General features: G+C 73.1%; 15 protein-coding genes and 1 tRNA gene. 8 read left to right on the top strand and 8 right to left on the bottom strand.

All coding sequences use genetic code 11. From position 1 onward, the window contains the following. Window positions 1-48 precede the first annotated feature (48 nt). From BMX65_RS27480 to BMX65_RS27470, 3 genes are all read right to left on the bottom strand, one after another. Window positions 49-624: a GNAT family N-acetyltransferase gene (locus BMX65_RS27480; protein WP_075003053.1), complete on the bottom strand. Its 576-nt coding sequence runs from the start codon at window positions 622-624 to the stop codon at window positions 49-51. Then, on the bottom strand, window positions 621-1,697 hold the full coding sequence (gene tsaD, locus BMX65_RS27475; protein ID WP_075003052.1) for a tRNA (adenosine(37)-N6)-threonylcarbamoyltransferase complex transferase subunit TsaD: 1,077 nt from the start codon (window positions 1,695-1,697) through the stop codon (window positions 621-623). Before tsaD ends, BMX65_RS27480 begins: the two co-directional genes overlap by 4 nt. Window positions 1,698-2,032: 335 nt before the next feature. Continuing rightward, the gene (locus BMX65_RS27470; protein ID WP_079172115.1) at window positions 2,033-2,467 is read right to left on the bottom strand and encodes a VOC family protein; all 435 of its coding nucleotides are present in this window, start codon (window positions 2,465-2,467) and stop codon (window positions 2,033-2,035) included. A 125-nt stretch (window positions 2,468-2,592) separates the two neighbouring features. Between BMX65_RS27470 and BMX65_RS27465 the strand changes: the two genes are divergently transcribed. Continuing rightward, window positions 2,593-3,471 carry a helix-turn-helix transcriptional regulator gene (locus BMX65_RS27465; RefSeq protein ID WP_075003163.1) on the top strand — a complete coding sequence of 293 codons (879 nt, stop codon included), beginning with the start codon at window positions 2,593-2,595 and terminating at the stop codon, window positions 3,469-3,471. A 197-nt stretch (window positions 3,472-3,668) separates the two neighbouring features. Here BMX65_RS27465 and BMX65_RS27460 read toward each other — a convergent pair whose 3' ends face one another. Genes BMX65_RS27460 through BMX65_RS27450 form a run of 3 tightly spaced genes read right to left on the bottom strand, consistent with a single transcriptional unit; the run spans window position 3,669 to window position 7,211 of the window. After that, a complete protein-coding gene (locus tag BMX65_RS27460) occupies window positions 3,669-4,424 on the bottom strand; it encodes a copper homeostasis protein CutC (RefSeq protein ID WP_075003050.1) in 756 nt (251 codons plus the stop codon). Beyond that, complete coding sequence (locus BMX65_RS27455; RefSeq protein WP_075003049.1) at window positions 4,421-5,944, bottom strand: M81 family metallopeptidase; 1,524 nt, start codon at window positions 5,942-5,944, stop codon at window positions 4,421-4,423. The genes BMX65_RS27460 and BMX65_RS27455 overlap by 4 nt, the downstream gene beginning before the upstream one ends. Before the next feature lie 10 nt (window positions 5,945-5,954). Then, window positions 5,955-7,211, bottom strand: coding sequence for an ROK family transcriptional regulator (locus BMX65_RS27450; protein ID WP_075003048.1), 1,257 nt, complete (start codon window positions 7,209-7,211; stop codon window positions 5,955-5,957). A 308-nt stretch (window positions 7,212-7,519) separates the two neighbouring features. On the opposite strand from BMX65_RS27450, the gene BMX65_RS27445 reads away from it, so the two are divergent. The 5 genes from BMX65_RS27445 to BMX65_RS27425 are packed head-to-tail and all read left to right on the top strand — an operon-like array spanning window position 7,520 to window position 13,880. Beyond that, window positions 7,520-9,331 carry a peptide ABC transporter substrate-binding protein gene (locus BMX65_RS27445; RefSeq protein WP_075003047.1) on the top strand — a complete coding sequence of 604 codons (1,812 nt, stop codon included), beginning with the start codon at window positions 7,520-7,522 and terminating at the stop codon, window positions 9,329-9,331. Window positions 9,332-9,380: 49 nt separating this feature from the next. Further along, complete coding sequence (locus tag BMX65_RS27440; protein ID WP_075003046.1) at window positions 9,381-10,340, top strand: ABC transporter permease; 960 nt, start codon at window positions 9,381-9,383, stop codon at window positions 10,338-10,340. Continuing rightward, a complete protein-coding gene (locus BMX65_RS27435) occupies window positions 10,337-11,239 on the top strand; it encodes an ABC transporter permease (protein WP_075003045.1) in 903 nt (300 codons plus the stop codon). Before BMX65_RS27440 ends, BMX65_RS27435 begins: the two co-directional genes overlap by 4 nt. Next, complete coding sequence (locus tag BMX65_RS27430) at window positions 11,236-12,948, top strand: dipeptide ABC transporter ATP-binding protein (protein ID WP_075003044.1); 1,713 nt, start codon at window positions 11,236-11,238, stop codon at window positions 12,946-12,948. The genes BMX65_RS27435 and BMX65_RS27430 overlap by 4 nt, the downstream gene beginning before the upstream one ends. 29 nt (window positions 12,949-12,977) lie before the next feature. Then, window positions 12,978-13,880: an ROK family protein gene (locus tag BMX65_RS27425; protein ID WP_075003162.1), complete on the top strand. Its 903-nt coding sequence runs from the start codon at window positions 12,978-12,980 to the stop codon at window positions 13,878-13,880. Window positions 13,881-14,456: 576 nt separating this feature from the next. Here BMX65_RS27425 and BMX65_RS27420 read toward each other — a convergent pair. Beyond that, a tRNA-Trp gene (locus BMX65_RS27420) sits at window positions 14,457-14,532 on the bottom strand. 365 nt (window positions 14,533-14,897) lie between these two features. After that, a complete protein-coding gene (locus BMX65_RS27415) occupies window positions 14,898-15,890 on the bottom strand; it encodes an agmatine deiminase family protein (RefSeq protein WP_239502245.1) in 993 nt (330 codons plus the stop codon). Between BMX65_RS27415 and BMX65_RS33775 the strand changes: the two genes are divergently transcribed. Together BMX65_RS33775 and BMX65_RS27410 are read left to right on the top strand one after the other, a co-directional pair. Continuing rightward, complete coding sequence (locus BMX65_RS33775) at window positions 15,889-16,062, top strand: hypothetical protein (protein ID WP_239502246.1); 174 nt, start codon at window positions 15,889-15,891, stop codon at window positions 16,060-16,062. The two genes, BMX65_RS27415 and BMX65_RS33775, sit on opposite strands and share 2 nt — an antisense overlap. Window positions 16,063-16,173: 111 nt before the next feature. Continuing rightward, entirely contained in the window at window positions 16,174-16,746 is a 573-nt protein-coding gene (locus BMX65_RS27410; RefSeq protein WP_075003042.1) for a TetR/AcrR family transcriptional regulator, read from the top strand. Window positions 16,747-16,962 lie beyond the last annotated feature (216 nt).

Genomic DNA, 16,962 nt, shown 5'->3' with positions numbered 1-16,962 from the left:
CATCCGGGAGAGCACGCCGCACTGTGTGCAAGGCAGCGCTCCGGGCGGCTACGGGGGCAGGAGGGCGAGGGGCCGGGCGGGATGGCGCGGACCGAGGAAGACGACGACACCTTCGCCCTCGGGGGAGGGGTGGGTGGCCTGGGTCCAGCCCTGACGGCGGTAGAACGAGACGGCCCGCGGGGATCTGACGGAGGTCAGCAGCCAGACCCGGCCTCCGGGAGCGTCCGCCGCCACCGCGGCCAGCAGCGCGGCGGCGAGGCCGGTGCCGCGGGCCGCGGTGCGGACGGCGAGCTCGTCGACCTCCCGGGCGCCGCACAGCCACGCGGCGGTACGCTCCGCGCCCAGCGCTGCGGCCGCCTGCTGATAGCAGCGGCCGTCCGGAAGGCGGGCAGGAGTCGTACGGGCGGTGGCGAAGCCGGACGTACGCCCCTCCGCGCCGGCCGTCACCGCGGTGAACCCCGGCCGGAACGCCTCCTCCCGCAGCCGGGCCATGAACTCCGCGGCCCGCTCCTCCTCCTCGTTCCACGGCGGGGCGCAGAACGCCTCGACGTACACGCGGCGCAGGGCCTCCGCCTGCTCCAGCAGCGCGGCACCCCGGACGACACGGAGGCCCGCGGCCGTCACGCCGCCCGCCCGGCACCGGCCGGAGCGCCCGGCTGCAGTGCCGCGTACTCCAGCGGCGCCGACGGGTCGACGGACACCTCCAGCGGCGCGGGCTCGGCACCGGAGCGCACCAGGAGATCGCCGACGGCTGCGATCATCGCCCCGTTGTCCGTGCACAGGGTCAGCGGCGGAACGCGCAGTTCGACGCCGGCCGCGGCGCAGCGCTCCTCCGCCAGGGCCCGGACCCGGGAGTTGGCCGCGACGCCGCCGACCACCACCAGCGTCCCGACGGCGTGGGCGCGGCAGGCCGCGACCGCTTTGCGGGTCAGCACGTCCGCGACAGCCTCCTGCAGGGCGGCGGCCCCGTCGGCCACGGGCGGCTCCTCGCCCCGCAGGCGGTGCTGCTCGGCCCAGCGGGCCGCAGCCGTCTTGAGCCCGGAGAAGGAGAACGCGTACGGGTCGTCTCCGGGGCGTGTCAGCGGCCGGGGGAAGGCCACCGCCCGCGGATCGCCCTCCCGTGCGGCCCGGTCGACGGCCGGACCGCCCGGATACGGCAGGCCCAGCACGCGGGCGACCTTGTCGAAGCATTCACCGGCCGCGTCGTCGAGGGTGTCGCCGAGGTGCAGGATCGGCTCGCGCACCAGGTCCCGGACCAGGAGCAGCGAGGTGTGGCCGCCGGAGACGATCAGCACGACGGACGGGTCGGGCAGCGGCCCGTGCTCCAGGGTGTCCGCCGCGACGTGTCCGGCCAGATGGTGCACCCCGTACAGCGGCACCCCCACCGCGTAGGCGAGGCTCTTGGCCCCGGCGAGCCCCACCTGCAGCGCGCCCGAGAGGCCGGGCCCGGTGGTGACGGCGACGGCGTCGATCTGACTCAGCCGCAGCCCCGCCTGGTCCAGTGCCCGCCGGACCACGGGGTTGAAGGAGTGCAGATGCGCGCGGGCCGCGATCTCGGGTACGACACCGCCGAACCGCGCGTGCTCGTCCATGCTCGACGCGACGACATGGGCGAGCAGTTCCCCGTCCCGCACGATCCCCGCACCTGTCTCGTCGCACGACGACTCGATACCGAGCACGATCGGTCCCCGGGACACGGCCACTCCCTCACATCCGGCTTTCTTGCATGTAAGTGCAACTGATATGCAATAAGCCTGTCTCGGGCGGCGGGCCTGCGACAGGAGATGAGGGTGGCGGTGCGGGTGAAGGTGAGGAAGCGACCGGCTCGGCGTTTCGCGCCGTCGGCGGAGGCGGTGGCAGCCGGCGAGCCGGGACGTGGCCGGGGTCACTGGTCGGTACGTGCACTGAGATGGCGCGCGCCGGGGAGTTGTTCACCCGATTCTGTCCCCGCTGTGCAACGGCCTGCCCGTCCCCGCCGGGCGGGCCGCAGCGCCGGCCTGCCCGGCGGGGACGGGCAGGCGTGCGCCCCCGTTCAGTCCTCGCGGCCGGAGGGCCGGGTACCGGGCCCGGACAGTTCGATGACCGTGCCGAGGTTGTCGGTGACGAAGGCGATGCGCCGGCCGACGGCGGAGATCTCCATGGGGCCGCCGCACAGCGGGACCCCGCGGTCGCTCAGGTGGGACACCGCCTCGTCCAGGTCGGGGACGGCCAGGCAGAAGTGGTGCAGACGCTGCGGGTCCATGCTGGCCAGCACGTCCGTGACCGGGGGCCGCCCGGGGACGGACGCGCCGGACAGCAGCTCGATCCTGACGTCGCCGGCAGTGAGGAACACGAATGTCGTGCCGTGCGCCGCGAACCGCCGGTCGACCGTGAAGCCGAGATGGTCCGCGTACCACCGGACGGTCGGCTCCAGGTTCTCGGGAGTCACGGTGATGCCCACATGGTCGTGGGGAAGGGCGAAGTTCATGGACGGCAGCGTGCGTCGAGCCCCGGCGCGGCCGCCAGTGAAGACCTCTCCCTGGGAACAGCGCTACCACCCTCGACGGCGTCGAGCGCCGCTGCCCGGGGGAGGAGAGTGCGACAGTGGACGGCATGACAGCTGGTGAGACGCTCGGCCCCCTGCTCCGCGCCTGGCGGGACCGCGTCTCGCCAGGCGACGCCGGACTCCCCGACGGACAGGGGCGACGGGTCAGCGGGCTGCGCCGTGAGGAGCTGGCCGAACTGGCCGGTGTCTCCGTCGACTACGTGGTGCGCATGGAGCAGGGCCGGTACACGACACCGTCGGCCCAGGCGACGGCCGCTCTGGCCCGCGCACTGCGGCTCACCGGAGCAGAACGGGACCACCTCCACCGGCTCGCCGGGCTGGCCCCGCCCACCGGCGGGGAGGTCCCCGACGACGTCCCACCAGGACTGCGCCGCGCGCTGGGCAGACTCGGAGACGCCGCGGCGGCCGTGTTCGCCGCCGACTGGCAGCTCATCTGGTGGAGCCGCACTTGGGCGGCGCTGCTCGGCGCCCCGGACCGCAAGCCGCCGCGGCTGCGCAACTTCGCCCGTGACACCTTCCCCGCCGAAGGCGACCGCCCGCACCTGGCGCACTGGCCGGTGACCTCGCTCGGCCCGCAGACGGTGGAGGCTGCGGTGGTCTCCGACCTCCGCCGCGCGACCGGAAGTTTCCCGGACAGCCGCCGTCTGGCGGGCCTCGTCCGGGAACTGGCGGCCCGCAGCGAGCGCTTCGCCGAGCTCTGGGCCACCGGCGCGGTGGGCGCCCACCAGGAGGACCGCAAGATCGTCGAACACCCCGGGGCCGGGCCGGTCGCCGTGGACTGCGACGTCCTGTGCGACAGCGACGCACTGCGCAAGACGGTCATCCTGACCCCCGCCCCGGACACCCCGGACGAAGCCGGCTTCCGGCTGGCTGTCGAACCCCCGGCCACGACGGCCGCCCCCGAACGTTCCACGCGCCGCCGCTGAGGACGCGACCGCGACCGTATCCGGCCGACGCGCCCCGCCTCTCCCTCGGACAGCGTCGCCCGGACCGTGGACAGGGTCTCCGCTGCGGACAGTGAGCCACGAGGGCGCCCCGGGGCGCGGGGCCCGTATCCGGCCACCACGCGCCGCAGGGGGCCGCTCCGGTCCGGAGGGCCGCCCGCGGACCGGCAGGCCGGAGGTCAGCCCGCGGCGTCCAGTGCCCGCCGGGCCTCGGCGACGAGGGCGGGGTCGGTGACGAAGTGCCCGTCCTCCGCGGCCGAGGTGCCTGCGGCGCCGAGCGGCACCCATCTCCCGCCGCGCCGGGGCGCGGCCCGGGTCTTGGCGGAGAGGTGGACGGCGGCGGCGCCCGCGGCGAGGAGCTCCGCGACGGTGCCGGGACGCACCCCGCCGCCGGCCATCACCTCCACGCCGTCAGCGGCGGCGGCCATCGCGGCGATCACCCCGGCGCCCTCGGCCGCGGTGGCGGCGCCGCCCGAGGTGAGGACCCGGGTGAGGCCGAGTCCGGGCAGCAGCGCGGCGGCTGCGACCGGGTCGGCGGTCTGGTCGACGGCCCGGTGCAGGGTGACCTCCACCGGCCGGTCCGCGGCGTGTGCGGCCTCGGCGAGCGCGGCCAGCACGGGGACATCAAGGGCGCCGCGGGCGGTGAGCGCCCCGATCACCACTCCGGCGGCTCCGGAGGCGACGGCCGACCGCACCTCGGCGGCCATCAGCGCCACCTCCTCCGCGTCGTGCACGAAGTCGCCGGGCCGGCACCGGACCAGCACGTGCACCGGCGGGCCCGCTTCGGCGGCGGCCTCGACGAGCGCGGCGGACGGGGTGAGGCCGCCCAGTTCCAGGCCGGTGCACAGCTCGACCCGGTCGGCGCCGTGTTCGCGTGCGATGCGGGCACCGGCCGGCGAGGTGACGGCGATCTCCAGGGCGGGGCCGGCGGTCACTCGTCGTCCCCGGTCAGCGGCTGGTCGGAGGCCGGGATGCGGCGGGCCCGCAGGTCGGGGTCGGCCATGCCGCGGTCGAAGGGGAACATCGGGCGGCGGATGCGGTGGTGGCCCAGGCGCACCAGGTCCTGGTCGACTCCGCCGGGGGTGAGCGCCATCTTCCAGCCGGCCGACATCTCGGCGAGTTCCGGCTCCAGGTAGCCGATCTTCACGATCACGATGTCGGCGCCGCGCGGGTCGAGGCCGAGGTCGGTGAAGTCGTGCTCGTGGTGGTAGGGCTTGCGCAGCCGGGTGAGGATCGCGTGGACGCTGCCGACCCGGATGACGACCTCGGTCCCGGCGTCCCGGTCGCCGTGCCGGACGGCGTGCACCACGCCGGTGAGGGTGACCGGACCGGCGTGCCGGTCGTCGACCTCGGCCCCGGCGGTGACGGTGACGGTGGCGCCGACGCCCGCCGCGACGGCGGTCTCGACCGCCTCCGGCCCCGGGACGGAGGCGTAGAGCACCGTCGGGCCGTCCTCGCGCCGGAACTCCGGGCGCTCCAGCAGCCGGGTCAGGCCCCAGGTGACGTCGCCTGCGCCGCCTGCGGTCGGGTTGTCACCGGTGTCGCTGACGAAGAACGGGCGCCGGCCGGAGGTGAGCGCCTCGTCCAGGATGCCGTCGAAGGTGCCGGTGGGGGCGACGAAGTCGAAGTCGTGGCGGGCATCCCAGAAGCCGTGGGCGAGCCGTTCGGCGCCCGCCGCCACCGCGTCCCCGTCCGGGCCGGTGACCACGACGGCGGCGCGGTTGCGGGGCTCGTCGGCCCAGGCGTAGCCGACCCAGATCGCGGCGTCGGTGACGCCGTCGGCGGCCTCGACCTCCTCGACGGCGGCGTACACGCTCCGGGCGGGTTCCACGCGGGTGGAGGTCTGCTCGCCGGCCAGCAGCACCGGTACCGGCACCCACGCCTTGGCCGGGCGGGGTGCGCCGGAGGCCAGCAGGTCCACCAGGTTGCGTACGGCCCGCTCCTTGGTCTCCATGTGGTCCTCGTGGGGCGCCATCCGGTAGCAGGTGATCAGGTCGCTGCGGTGGACGAGTTCACGCGAGACGTTGCCGTGCAGGTCCATCGAGGTGGAGACGGTCACGCGGGGGCCGACCGTGGCGCGGATGCGGTCCAGCAGCACGGCCTCGGCGTCGTCGACGCCCTCGACGGTCATGGCGCCGTGGATGTCGTACCAGAGGCCGTCCGGCTCGGGCAGCGCCGCGAGCCTCTCGATCAGTTCGCCCGTGAGCTCCTCCCAGGCGGCGGCTGTGACGGTGCCGCCCGGCAGCGACTTGCCGACGAGGGCGCCGTGCCACTCGGCGGCCTCGCGCAGCTCTTCGCCCGGCGCCAGGAAGGGGTAGCGCTCGAGCACCTCCTCGCCGCGCGAGGGGTGGAAGGCGGGGGCACGGGTGCGGGCGGGGGAGAAGGTGGAGGATTCGATGCCGAGTCCGGCTATTGCGATCACCGGGCGGTCGGCGGGGGTGCGGGGGCGTGACACGGCTGTTCTCCTACGGGGTGCGGGGGTCCGGCGCGGCGGGGGAGGCGGGGGAAGCGGGGGAGGGGAGGTGGCCGGACGCCAGGTCGGTGCGGCCGACCTCGCGCAGAGCGTCGGCCAGGGCGCGCTGCAGCGCGAACTGCCCGGCGCCCACCAGCCCGGCGTCGGCGCTGAGGCTGACGCGTTCGATGGTGAGGTGCTCGGTGACCAGCGGGTGGCAGCTCTCGTACAGCTGGCTGCGCACGGCGGCGACGAACGGTTCCAGAGTGGAGAGGATGCCGCCGAGGTAGACGGCGTCCGGGTTGAAGAAGTTGACGTTGGCGGCGAGGACCTGGCCCAGGTAGTCGCCGGCCTTGCGCACGGCGCGGGTGGCTTCGGGGTCGCCGTGGGTCGCGAGCCGCACCACATCCTCCAGACGGTCGACGCGGGCGCCGCGTTCGCGGAGGATGCGGACCAGCGCGGCGCCGGAGGCCACGGTCTCCAGGCATCCGGTGTTGCCGCAGGAGCAGGGGGTGTCGGCGCCGCCGACGACACGGATGTGGGTGATCTCGCCGGCGGCCCCGGTGGCGCCTCGGAAGAGGCGGCCGTCGGCGATGACTCCGGCCCCGATGGCGGAGCCGATCTTCACCGTGATCGACTGCCGGTGTTCGGCGGGCCGCACGGTGTGCTCGCCGACCGCCATGCAGTTCGCGTCGTTGTCCGCTGCCGCCGGGACGCCGAAGCGGTCCTGCAGCCAGGAGATGATCGGGAAGCGGTTCCAGCCGGGCATCCGGGCGGGCATGACGACCGAGCCCGAGACGACGTCGACCGGGCCCGGCAGCGAGAGGCCGACGCCGCGCAGCCCGGGACCGTGGTCCTCGGCCAGTGCCTGCAGGGTCTCGGCGAGCCGCGGCAGGGCCGCCTCGGGCCCCTCGTCGATGGCGAACGGAACGGTCGAGACGCCCGCGACGCCGCCGCCGGGCAGCACCACGCCGACGCGCGCGTGCCGTCCGCCGAGGTCGGCGGCGACGGCGAACTCGTCGGTGCCGCCGAGCCGCAGCACTTTGCGGGGCCGCCCGCCGGTGGATGCCTGGGTGCCCTCCTCCGCGATGAGCCCGCGCTCGACGAGCCGGCTCACGGCCAGCGAGACGGTGGAGGCGGCGGCGCCGAGCAGACCGGCGAGCTCGGCGCGCGAGGACGCCTGCCCCGACGCCACGAGCTCCAGGATCCGCGGGGCGAGGGCCGAGGCGCCCTTCGCAGCCTTGGAGCCCTCTGTGCTTATTTCATTCATGGACGAAGTAACTTCCGCGATGGAGGGATGTGCGGGAGACGGTACGCCCGGACGGTGCGTTGCGAAACGGTTCCTGGTGATCTTTTTCAGCCATAAAAACCGCCCAATGTTCCGCAAACAGGGGCAACGTGGCTGGTTCTCGAAGCGAGCCGAACTTTTTCCAGAATCGCAGATACTTACTTGTTACAGAACTTTGTTTGTGTGCGGGCCGCGGCAGGCGTTAGCTGTCGTGAACACAGCGCCGGTCCGACGGCGCCAGCCCGGTTCAACCGGGATCCCCCTTCGGGGCCTACCTCCTGAGGAGAGCCATGTCCCCTGCTCGTACGGCCGCCGGCCGCCGCTGGGCCCTCGCCGCGGGCGCCGCCGCCACCACCGGTGCACTGCTGGCCGGCTGCTCCGGTGGCGGCACCTCGTCCGCCTCCGGCGCCTCGGACACGATCAACTACGCGCTCCCGGCCAACTTCACACCGAACTGGATCCTCCCGATCGGCACCGCCGCACACCTCAACACCAACAACTCCTCCATATCCCAGTCCCTGTGGGAGCCGCTGATCGCCTACGACGGCTCCGCCGGCAAGGTCGGCTGGAACAAGGACAACTCGCTGGCCACCGCCGCGGACTTCGCCGACGACAGCAAGAGCGTCACCGTCACCCTCGGCGACCGGCACTGGAGCGACGGCAAGCCCATCACCTCCCGCGACGTGGAGTTCTGGTTCAACCTCGTCAAGGCCAACAAGAAGGACTGGGCCAGCTACAGCCCCGGCAAGGCACCGGACAACTGGAAATCCTTCAAGACCGTCGACGACACCCACTTCACCCTCACCTTCGACCGGGCCTACAACGAGCAGTGGATGCTCGCCAACGAGCTGAGCATGATCCGCCCGATGCCCCAGCACGTCTGGGACAAGACCAGCGACTCCGGCTCCGTCTCCGACCTGGACCGCACCCCCGCCGGGGCGAAGAAGGTCTGGAAGTACCTCAACGGAGTCGCCAAGAAGATCTCCGGCTACGCCACCGACCCGCTGTGGAAGACCGTCAGCGGCCCCTACACCCTCAAGTCCTTCTCCACGGCCGGAAAGGTGCAGCTCACCGCCAACGCCGAGTACGACGGCCAGGGCAAGGCCCACATCAAGAACGTCAACCTGCTGCCGTTCACCACCACCGACGCCGAGGAGAACGCGCTGCGGGCCGGCACCGTCGACTACGGCTACATCAAGGCCACCGACCTCGGCCAGAAGTCGCAGTTCACCGCCAAGGGGTACACCGTCCGGCCGTGGTCGGGCTGGGCCATCACCTACATGCCCTACAACTTCAACAACCCCAAGATGGGCCCCGTCTTCAAGCAGCTCTACGCCCGCCAGGCCATCCAGATGTCGGTGAACCAGAAGACACTCTCCAAGGTCGTCTTCAACGGCACCGCGGTGCCCACCTACGGCCCGATCCCACAGGGCCAGAAGTCCTCCTTCGTCTCCAAGAAGCAGCAGGACAACCCCTACCCCTACGACACCGCCAAGGCCCGCAAGCTGCTCACCGGCCACGGCTGGAGCGAGCGCGGCGGCACCATGGTGTGCACCAGCCCCGGCGACGGCGAGGGCCACTGCGGCAAGGGCGTCGACAAGGGCACCAAGTTCTCCATGCAGGTGCTCTCGCAGTCCGGCTCCACCGTGACCGACAACATGATGAGTGCCCTGCAGTCGTCGTTCGCCAAGACCGGCATCGACTTCCACATCAAGACCGCACCGGTCAACTCCGTCCTCTCGCAGTCCGGCCAGTGCAAGGCGAGCGAACCGAGCTGCAAGTGGCAGCTCTCCTTCTTCGGCACCGCCGGCAGCTGGTACTTCCCCGCCTACCCCAGCGGCGACTCGCTCTTCGCCGCCGGCGGCGGCTCCAACTTCGGCAACTACTCCGACCCCGAGGTCGACAAGCTGGTCGCCCGGACCACCACCTCCTCCTCCGACGAGGCCATGCGCGAGTACAGCGCAGCGCTCGCCGAGAAGCTCCCGGTGGTGTGGCTGCCCGAACCCGACTACCAGGTCTCCGTGGTCAAGAAGGGACTCGGCGGCTTCGCGCAGGACTCACTCGCCAACTTCCACCCCGCCATGTGGAAGTGGACCAAGTAGCCCGTCCCCGCGACCGCGCGCACCACCGAGCCCGAACGACGGAACACACATGAGCACTCCCACATACCTGATCAGGCGCGTCCTGCAGGCCGCCGCGGTCATCCTGATCGTGACGATCGTGGTCTTCGCCCTGCTGCACGCCCTGCCCGGGGGTCCCGCCCGCGGGATCCTCGGCCCGCAGGCCACCGCGCAGCAGATCGCAGCCTTCGACCACGAACAGGGCCTCGACAAGCCCCTCCCCGTGCAGTACCTCTACTACCTGGGGCAACTGGCACACGGCGACCTCGGCACCTCCTACACGCTCAACGAACCGGTGTCGCAGCTCATCACCGAGCGGCTCCCGAAGACCCTGCTGCTGACCGTCCTCTCGGCGGTCGTCGGCCTGCTGCTGGCCGTGCCGCTGGGCATGTGGCAGGCCGTGCGGCGGAACAAGCCGGTCGACTACGTCATCACCACGCTGAGCTTCATCGCCTACTCCACACCCGTGTACTTCCTCGGGCTGATCCTGGTGCTGGTGTTCAGCCAGGCGCTGCCGTGGTTCCCCTCCCAGGCCCCGCAGGGGCACACACTCGGCGAGGTGCTCGCCTACCCCCAGGGACTGGTACTGCCCGTCGCCGCGGGCGCCGCCTCGATGGTCGCGGTCTTCAGCCGCTACATGCGCGCAGCCACCCTGGAGAACCTCTCCGAGGACTACGTCAGGACGGCCCGGGCCGGGGGCTCCCGCTCCCGGGCCATCCTGTGGCGGCACGTCTTCCGCAACTCGCTGACCCCGGTGGTCGCCATGCTCGGCTACTACGTGCCGGTGCTGTTCGGCGGTGCCCTGGTCGTCGAGCAGCTCTTCAACTACCCCGGCATGGGCCTGCTCTTCTGGACCGCCGCGCAGTCCTCCGACTACCCGGTGCTGCTCGGCTGCGTGCTGATCATCGCGGTCGCCACGGTGACCGGCACGCTGCTCGCCGACATCGTCCAGCGGATCATCGACCCCCGAGTGAAGGCAGGCCGGTCATGAGCACAGTCATGCAGCCGGACCGCGCCCCCGGCACCGCCACCACCCCCGAGCCCGCGGCGTCCGGAACCCGGCTGGCCGTCCGGCGCTTCCTGCGCAACCGGCTCGCCGTCGTCGGCCTCGGCGTCGTGGTCTTCTTCGTCCTGTTCTGCTTCGCGGGCCCGCTGGTCTACTCCACCGACCAGACCCACACCCTGCTCCACCAGGTCAACCTCGCCCCCAGCGGCGCACACTGGCTGGGCACCGACGCCGTCGGCCACGACGAACTGGGCCGGCTGATGTACGGCGGCAAGGTGTCGATGACCGTCGGCCTCGCCGCCGGCGTCCTGGCCACGGTCATCGGCACCCTGTGGGGCGCCGCAGCCGGATACGCCGGCGGCTGGGTCGACGCCGTCATGATGCGGATCGTGGACGCCGGTATCGCCATCCCCGCCCTCTTCATCCTGCTGGTGGTCTCCGCCATCACCACCCCGGGCCTGGGCGGCCTCGTCCTCATCCTCGGCTTCGTCTCCTGGCTGGTCCCCTCACGGCTGGTCCGCGCCGAGACACTCACCCTGAAGAACCGCGACTACGTCCTGACGCTGCGCGCCATCGGCGGCACCCACTCCAGAGCCATCACCCGGCACATCCTGCCCAACTCGGTCTCCACCATCGTCGTCGCGGCCACCTTCCAGATCGCCGACGCGATCCTGCTGGTCGCCTACGTCTCCTACCTGGGCCTGGGCGTCCAGCCGCCGTCCACCGACTGGGGCGGCATGCTGTCGGCGGGCCTGACCGCCGCCTACTCCGGCTACTGGTGGCTCATCCTGCCGCCGGGCCTCGCCATCATCCTGGTGGTGTGGGCGTTCAACGCGATCGGGGACGGGCTCCGCGACGCATTCGACGTGAGGGGACGCGGATGACCGCCGCCGAAAGCCTTGCCGCACCGGCGGCCGGGCCCATCCTGCAACTCGACGACCTCGGCGTCGTCTTCACCACCCAGTCCGGCGAGGTGCCCGCCGTCCGCGGCGTGTCCCTGCTGGTCGAACCCGGCGAGACCCTCGCCCTCGTCGGCGAGTCCGGCTCCGGCAAGTCCACCGTCGCGCTCGCCGCGACGGGCCTGCTCGCCGACAACGCCCGCGCCACCGGGAGCGCCGCCGTAGCCGGCACCGAGGTGATCGGCGCCGGCGAGGCCGCACTCGCGGGCCTGCGCGGCCGGACCGTCTCGATGGTCTTCCAGGAACCGGCCACAGCCCTGGACCCGCTCACCCGCGTCGGCAAGCAGATCGCCGAGGTCGTCCGCAACCACCGCGACGTCTCCGCCAAGGACGCCGCCGCCGAGGCCGTGGACCTCCTGCGCCGCGTGGGCATCCCCGAACCGGAGAAGCGGGCCTCCGCCTATCCCTTCCAGCTCTCCGGCGGCCAGCGCCAGCGCGTCGTCATCGCCATGGCCATCGCCAACGAGCCCGCGCTGCTCATCGCCGACGAGCCGACCACCGCGCTGGACGTCACGGTGCAGGCCGAGATCCTCGACCTGCTGCGCCGCCTCGCCGCCGAGACCGGCACCGGCGTGCTGCTGGTCACCCACAACATGGGCGTGGTCGCCGACTTCGCCGACCGGGTCGCGGTCATGTACCAGGGCACCGTCGTGGAGACCGGCCCCGTCGAGGACGTGCTGCTGCGCCCCTCCCACGAGTACACCCGGCGACTGCTGGCCGCGGTGCCGCGCCTCTCCGTCGCCGACGCGGGCGCGCCGCATGCGGCACGGCCCGCCGCATCCGCTGCCGGGTCCGAGCCGGTCGTCGAACTGGACGGCGTCTCCGTCGTCTTCGGACGCGGCAGGAACGCCGTACGGGCGCTGGACGGTGTCTCCCTCACCGTCCACCAGGGCGAGACCCTCGGCCTGGTCGGCGAGTCCGGTTCCGGCAAGTCGACCGCCTCCCGCGTCGCCCTCGGCCTGGTCCCGCCGACCGAGGGCACCGTCTCGCTGTTCGGCACCGGCCTGGCCCGCACCCGCTCCCGGGCCCGCCGGGCGCTGCGGGCCGGCATCGGCGTGGTGCTGCAGGACCCGGTGGCCTCGCTGGACGCCAGGATGACCGTCGGCGAATGCGTCGCCGAACCCCTCAGGGTGCACCGCCGGGGCCTGACCGCGCGGGAGCGCCAGGACCGGGTCGCCACCGTGCTGGACCGGGTCAGGCTGCCGCGCGAGGTGGCCCGGCGGGCCCCCAGGGAGCTGTCCGGCGGGCAGCGCCAGCGGGTCAGCCTCGCCCGCGCCCTGGTGCTGGAGCCCCGCCTCCTGGTCGCCGACGAACCCACCAGCGCGCTCGACGTCAGCGTGCAGGAGGCCGTCCTCGAGGTGATCTCCGAACTCCAGGCCGAACTCGGCTTCGCCTGCCTCTTCGTCTCCCACGACCTCGCCGTCGTCCAGCACTTCGCGCAGCGCGTCGTGGTGATGCGGGCAGGCCGGGTCGAGGAACAGGGCGACACCGGCAGTACGCTGCTGCGGCCGGAGACCGACTACACGCGCAGACTGCTGGCCGCCGTGCCGGTGCCGGACCCGGTGGTGCAGCGCGGCCGCAGAGCCGAACGCCTGGCCACCCTGGCAGCGGGCCGGACGGAGGCGACGGCTTGACCCCCCGGGAACGCACCCTCTTCGCCGGGATGGACATCGGCGGCACCACCACCGAAGTGGTCCTCTGCGCCGAGGACCTGACGGTCCTGGACCGCGCCGGTACGGCGACCCCGGCAGCCGACGGCGGCCAGGCCATGATCGGCAAGGCGCTCGGCGCGCTGGCTCCGCTGCTGGAGCGCACCCCCGGGCGGCTGGTCGGGGTCGGAGCCGGTGCGGCGGGCGTCGTCGACTCCGCCGCGGGCCGCATCCTGGTGGCCAGCGACTCCTTCACCGGCTGGGCGGGCTTCGCGGTCGCCGACGCCGTCGAGTCCGCACTCGGCGTCCCGGCCTACCTGGACAACGACGTCAACGCCTTCCTGTACGGGGAGGTGTACGGCGGCGCCGTGCGCGGCGAGACCGACATCCTCGGCATCACGCTGGGCACCGGTGTCGGCGGGGCGCTGTGGACCGGCGGTGCGCTGTTCCCCGGACCGCACGGTGCGGCGGGCGAGATCGGGCACATCCCCGGATTCGGCGACCTGCCCTGCACCTGCGGCGGCCGCGGCCATCTGGAGACCCTCGCCTCCGGGCGTTCGCTGTGCGCCCGATACGCCGAGCGCACCGGCCGCCGGCTGACGGCGCGCGAGATCGCCGAGGCCGCCGGGCACGGGGACGGGGACGCCCTCGCGGTGTACCGGGCCGCCGCCGGGGGGCTCGCGCGGGCCATCGTGATGACGGCGGGCCTCGTCGATGTCACCACGGTGGTGGTCGGCGGCGGTGTCAGCGGCGCCTGGTGGCTGCTGGAGCCCCTGGTACGGGAGGCGCTGGCCGCCGAACCGCCGGTCAGCGGCCACCCGGTCCGGCTGGTGCGGGCCGCGCTGGGCGCCGACGCGATCCCGGTGGGCGCGGCGGCCAGGGCCCGCCGGGAACTGACCGCGGGCGCCCTGGTCTGAGATCCGCACCGGGGATCCGGCGGCGGCCGTGAACGGCCGGTCCCGGACAGTCCCGGGCGGCGGCACCAGGGGAGGACGTCGTCGCCGGGGCCGCCCGCGGACCGGTCGGCACCTGTCCCGGCGGAGGCCGTTGTCCTCGAAGTCGCCACGGGGACCAGGGGAGTGTGCCCGGCCGGGTGCCGGCCTGCGCGAGGTTTCGGAAGGGTCCTGGCGCGATGCGGCAGCGTACGGCGGCACCGCCCGTCGCCCGGGGGAGGGCTGAGGCGCCTGCGGACCGGCCGGCCCCTGGCGGGCCCCTCCGGGCGCAGGGCGACGAGCGGTTGCGGTCGGCCCGCCTGGAACAGGACCTCGCTCCGTGCGGACCGCCTCCGAACGGAAGTTCCGCCCGGCGGGCCGGTGCAAGCAGGTGGCGGCCCGGGGACCTCGCAAGGGCACCGCGAGAACCGTGTGCCTGTCCCGCGTCGGCGGTCGAAGCAGAACAACTCGCCCTGCACGGGGAGGTCCGCGGCCGCGACGGCGGGTCTCGGCCGGAGCCCGGCTTCGCGGTCGGGGCCCCGGCCCGCGGCAAGCATGTTGTGGCAGGGGTGGCAGGAGTCGAACCTGCGGCATCCGGTTTTGGAGGCCGGCGCTCTGGCCTCTGAGCTACACCCCTTCGGCACGGTTCAGCCTGGCACCTCCAGCAGGCGGATCGCCAGGGAATTTCCGTCGCGGACGCCGTGAGGCACCGCCCGCTCGGCAGGCAGGAGTCCGAGACCCGTGCGGCGGGCGATTCCTCCCCGAGGCAGAGGACCGAGGCCGACCACCGTGCCACGAAGCCGGCAGAGCCCTCGCCCGGTGCGCCCGTCGCCGTCCCGTCCGGTGGTCGTCCCCACAGGCCCTGTCTCCGCAGGTCCCGTCCCCGGCGGGGACGATCGGCGTCGCGGCGGGCCGCTCGCCGGAGCCCGCGGGACCGCCCGGGTCGCGGTGGGCCGGCGTCACCCGGATCCCTTCCGGCGCGCGCGAGCCCGTCCAACCTCCTCAGGCGGTCGGCTGCTGCTGGGTGGCGCAGTGGATGCCGCCGCCGCCTTCGGCGATGGCGTCGATCTCCAACTGGACGACCTCGCGGCCGGGGTGGAGGTCGCCGATCACGGCAGCGGCCCGCCGGTCGGCTCTGCGGTCGCCGAAGCGCGGGACGAGCACGACATCGTTGGCGAGGTAATAGTTCGCGTAGGAACCGAGGAAGTCCTCACCGCGACGACCGAGCCTGGCAGGGTCGGGCTCGGGGAGATCGACGATCTCGAACTTCCCGCCCCGCGCGTCGGCGCTGTCCTCCAGGACGCTGCGGGCCTGCTCGTGTGCCCGGGTCCACACATCGGGTCCGTCGCCGTCCCACGCACGGCTGAGCAGGACGACCCCGTCCGCACCGAAGCGGGCCAGGGAATCGACGTGGTAGTCGGTGATGTCCTCGCCCTTGACGCCCTTGAACCAGATCACCTTGTCCGCGCCGGCCAGGTGCTCGAGTGCGGCCTCGATGTCATCACGGCTCAGACCGGGGTTGCGATGGGAGTTGACCAGCGAGCTCTCGGTGACCAGAAGAGTGCCCTTCCCGTCCACCTCCAGTGAGCCGCCCTCGGCGACCAGGGGTGCGTCGATGCGGGGAACGTCCGCGTACTCCAGCACGGTGCGGGCGACCTTCGCGTCCCTCTCGTGTTCCTGCTTGCCGCCCCAGCCGTTGAAGTGCAGATCGACGCCCCGCAAGCCCTCGGGGCCCTGGACGAAGACCGGGCCGCTGTCACGCATCCACAGGTCGTCGGTGGGACCGGCGATCACCTCGACCCCGGAGCCGCAGGCCCGACGGGCGGCCTTGGCCTCCTCCGGGGCAGCAAGGAGGACCACCGGCTCGAACTCGGCCAGTGCGCGGGCGATACCCGCGATGTCACGCTGGACGTCTTCCGCCATCTCCTCCCAGACCGAGTCCAGCGGCGGCCAGGACATGAACGTGCGGACATGCTCGTGGGTTTCCGCCGGCATGAACAGATCTGTCCGCTTCCAGTCGGCCACCGTGCTCTCCTTCGCTCCGGTCGACGGGCGGCCCGTCGTCCTCTCCCGGTCCGGAGCGCAGGCCGTCACCCCCGCGGTGGTCAGTGCCGCAGCCGTACCGCCCCTGAGCACGCTGCGCCGACTCGGTCTCCCCATGACCTGACTCCCACCCTCGACATCATCCTGACTGAAATTTCAGTCAGGATGGGACTGTAGCATCATCCCTGACAGCACTTGGAACGCCTTGCCGGAACGCCTCGAGGGAGCCGAAACCGTGTCCGCCCGCCGTACCGCCATCCTGGAAGCCGCCGCCCGCGTCATCGCGCAGCGCGGGATCAGGGGCCTGCGAGTAGAAGAACTGTCCGCCGAGGCCGGAGTCTCCACCTCGCTGATCTACTACCACTTCCGCGACCGGGCCGGTCTGCTTGCCCGCACCCTCGACTTCATCAACACCCGGGCCGAGCACTACACCCACCCCACCGCCGATCCCGACACCGACCCCCGCGGCCACCTGGAGGAGATGCTGCTCCTCGAACTCCAGGACGCCCCCGCCGTCGTCGAGAACAGCACCGCCTGGGGCGAACTGCGCTCCACCGCCGTCTTCCAGCCCGAACTGCGCGACCAGCTCCGCATCACCACCGACAGTTGGAACGACTACGCCGGCGACCTCATCCACCGCGCCCAGCAGAACGGCCGCGCCACCCCCGGCATCTCGCCGGACGATGCCGCCGACCGCCTCACGGCTCTCGTCGAGGGACTCAGCAAGCGCTGGCTCAGCGGCACCCTCACCCTCGACCGCGCCCGCCATCTGCTCCGCGGCGCCGTCACCGCGGAGCTGGGCCCCTGACCGGCCCCTGACCGCCCCACGACGGCCCATGACAGCCCATGGCCACTCCCCTCCTCCCGTCCGCGGAGCCAGAGCCGGGATCGCCGTGACCGGTCGGCACCGGAGTGCAGCGACTCGGCACCGGAGTGCAGCGACTCGGCACCGGAGTACGGCGACGATTGCGGCACCGGATCCCGACGCCCCCGGCCGCCGGCAGAGCTGTCGGTGACCCGTAGG

Origin of the sequence: Streptomyces qinglanensis (genome assembly GCF_900111245.1) — a bacterium.
Classification (GTDB): domain Bacteria; phylum Actinomycetota; class Actinomycetes; order Streptomycetales; family Streptomycetaceae; genus Streptomyces; species Streptomyces qinglanensis.
Note: the sequence above shows the minus strand (reverse complement) of the source record. Positions and strands in the feature narration are given on the sequence as shown.

What these genes read in the sequence shown, in the direction of transcription:
- BMX65_RS27450 (WP_075003048.1), bottom strand. Translation starts at nt 7,211, where the DNA reads ATGAATGAAATAAGCACAGAGGGCTCCAAGGCTGCGAAGGGCGCCTCG.
- BMX65_RS27465 (WP_075003163.1), top strand. Translation starts at nt 2,593, where the DNA reads ATGACAGCTGGTGAGACGCTCGGCCCCCTGCTCCGCGCCTGGCGGGAC.
- BMX65_RS33775 (WP_239502246.1), top strand. Translation starts at nt 15,889, where the DNA reads ATGAACAGATCTGTCCGCTTCCAGTCGGCCACCGTGCTCTCCTTCGCT.
- BMX65_RS27430 (WP_075003044.1), top strand. Translation starts at nt 11,236, where the DNA reads ATGACCGCCGCCGAAAGCCTTGCCGCACCGGCGGCCGGGCCCATCCTG.
- BMX65_RS27440 (WP_075003046.1), top strand. Translation starts at nt 9,381, where the DNA reads ATGAGCACTCCCACATACCTGATCAGGCGCGTCCTGCAGGCCGCCGCG.
- BMX65_RS27425 (WP_075003162.1), top strand. Translation starts at nt 12,978, where the DNA reads ATGGACATCGGCGGCACCACCACCGAAGTGGTCCTCTGCGCCGAGGAC.
- BMX65_RS27415 (WP_239502245.1), bottom strand. Translation starts at nt 15,890, where the DNA reads ATGCCGGCGGAAACCCACGAGCATGTCCGCACGTTCATGTCCTGGCCG.
- BMX65_RS27470 (WP_079172115.1), bottom strand. Translation starts at nt 2,467, where the DNA reads ATGAACTTCGCCCTTCCCCACGACCATGTGGGCATCACCGTGACTCCC.
- BMX65_RS27435 (WP_075003045.1), top strand. Translation starts at nt 10,337, where the DNA reads ATGAGCACAGTCATGCAGCCGGACCGCGCCCCCGGCACCGCCACCACC.
- BMX65_RS27445 (WP_075003047.1), top strand. Translation starts at nt 7,520, where the DNA reads ATGTCCCCTGCTCGTACGGCCGCCGGCCGCCGCTGGGCCCTCGCCGCG.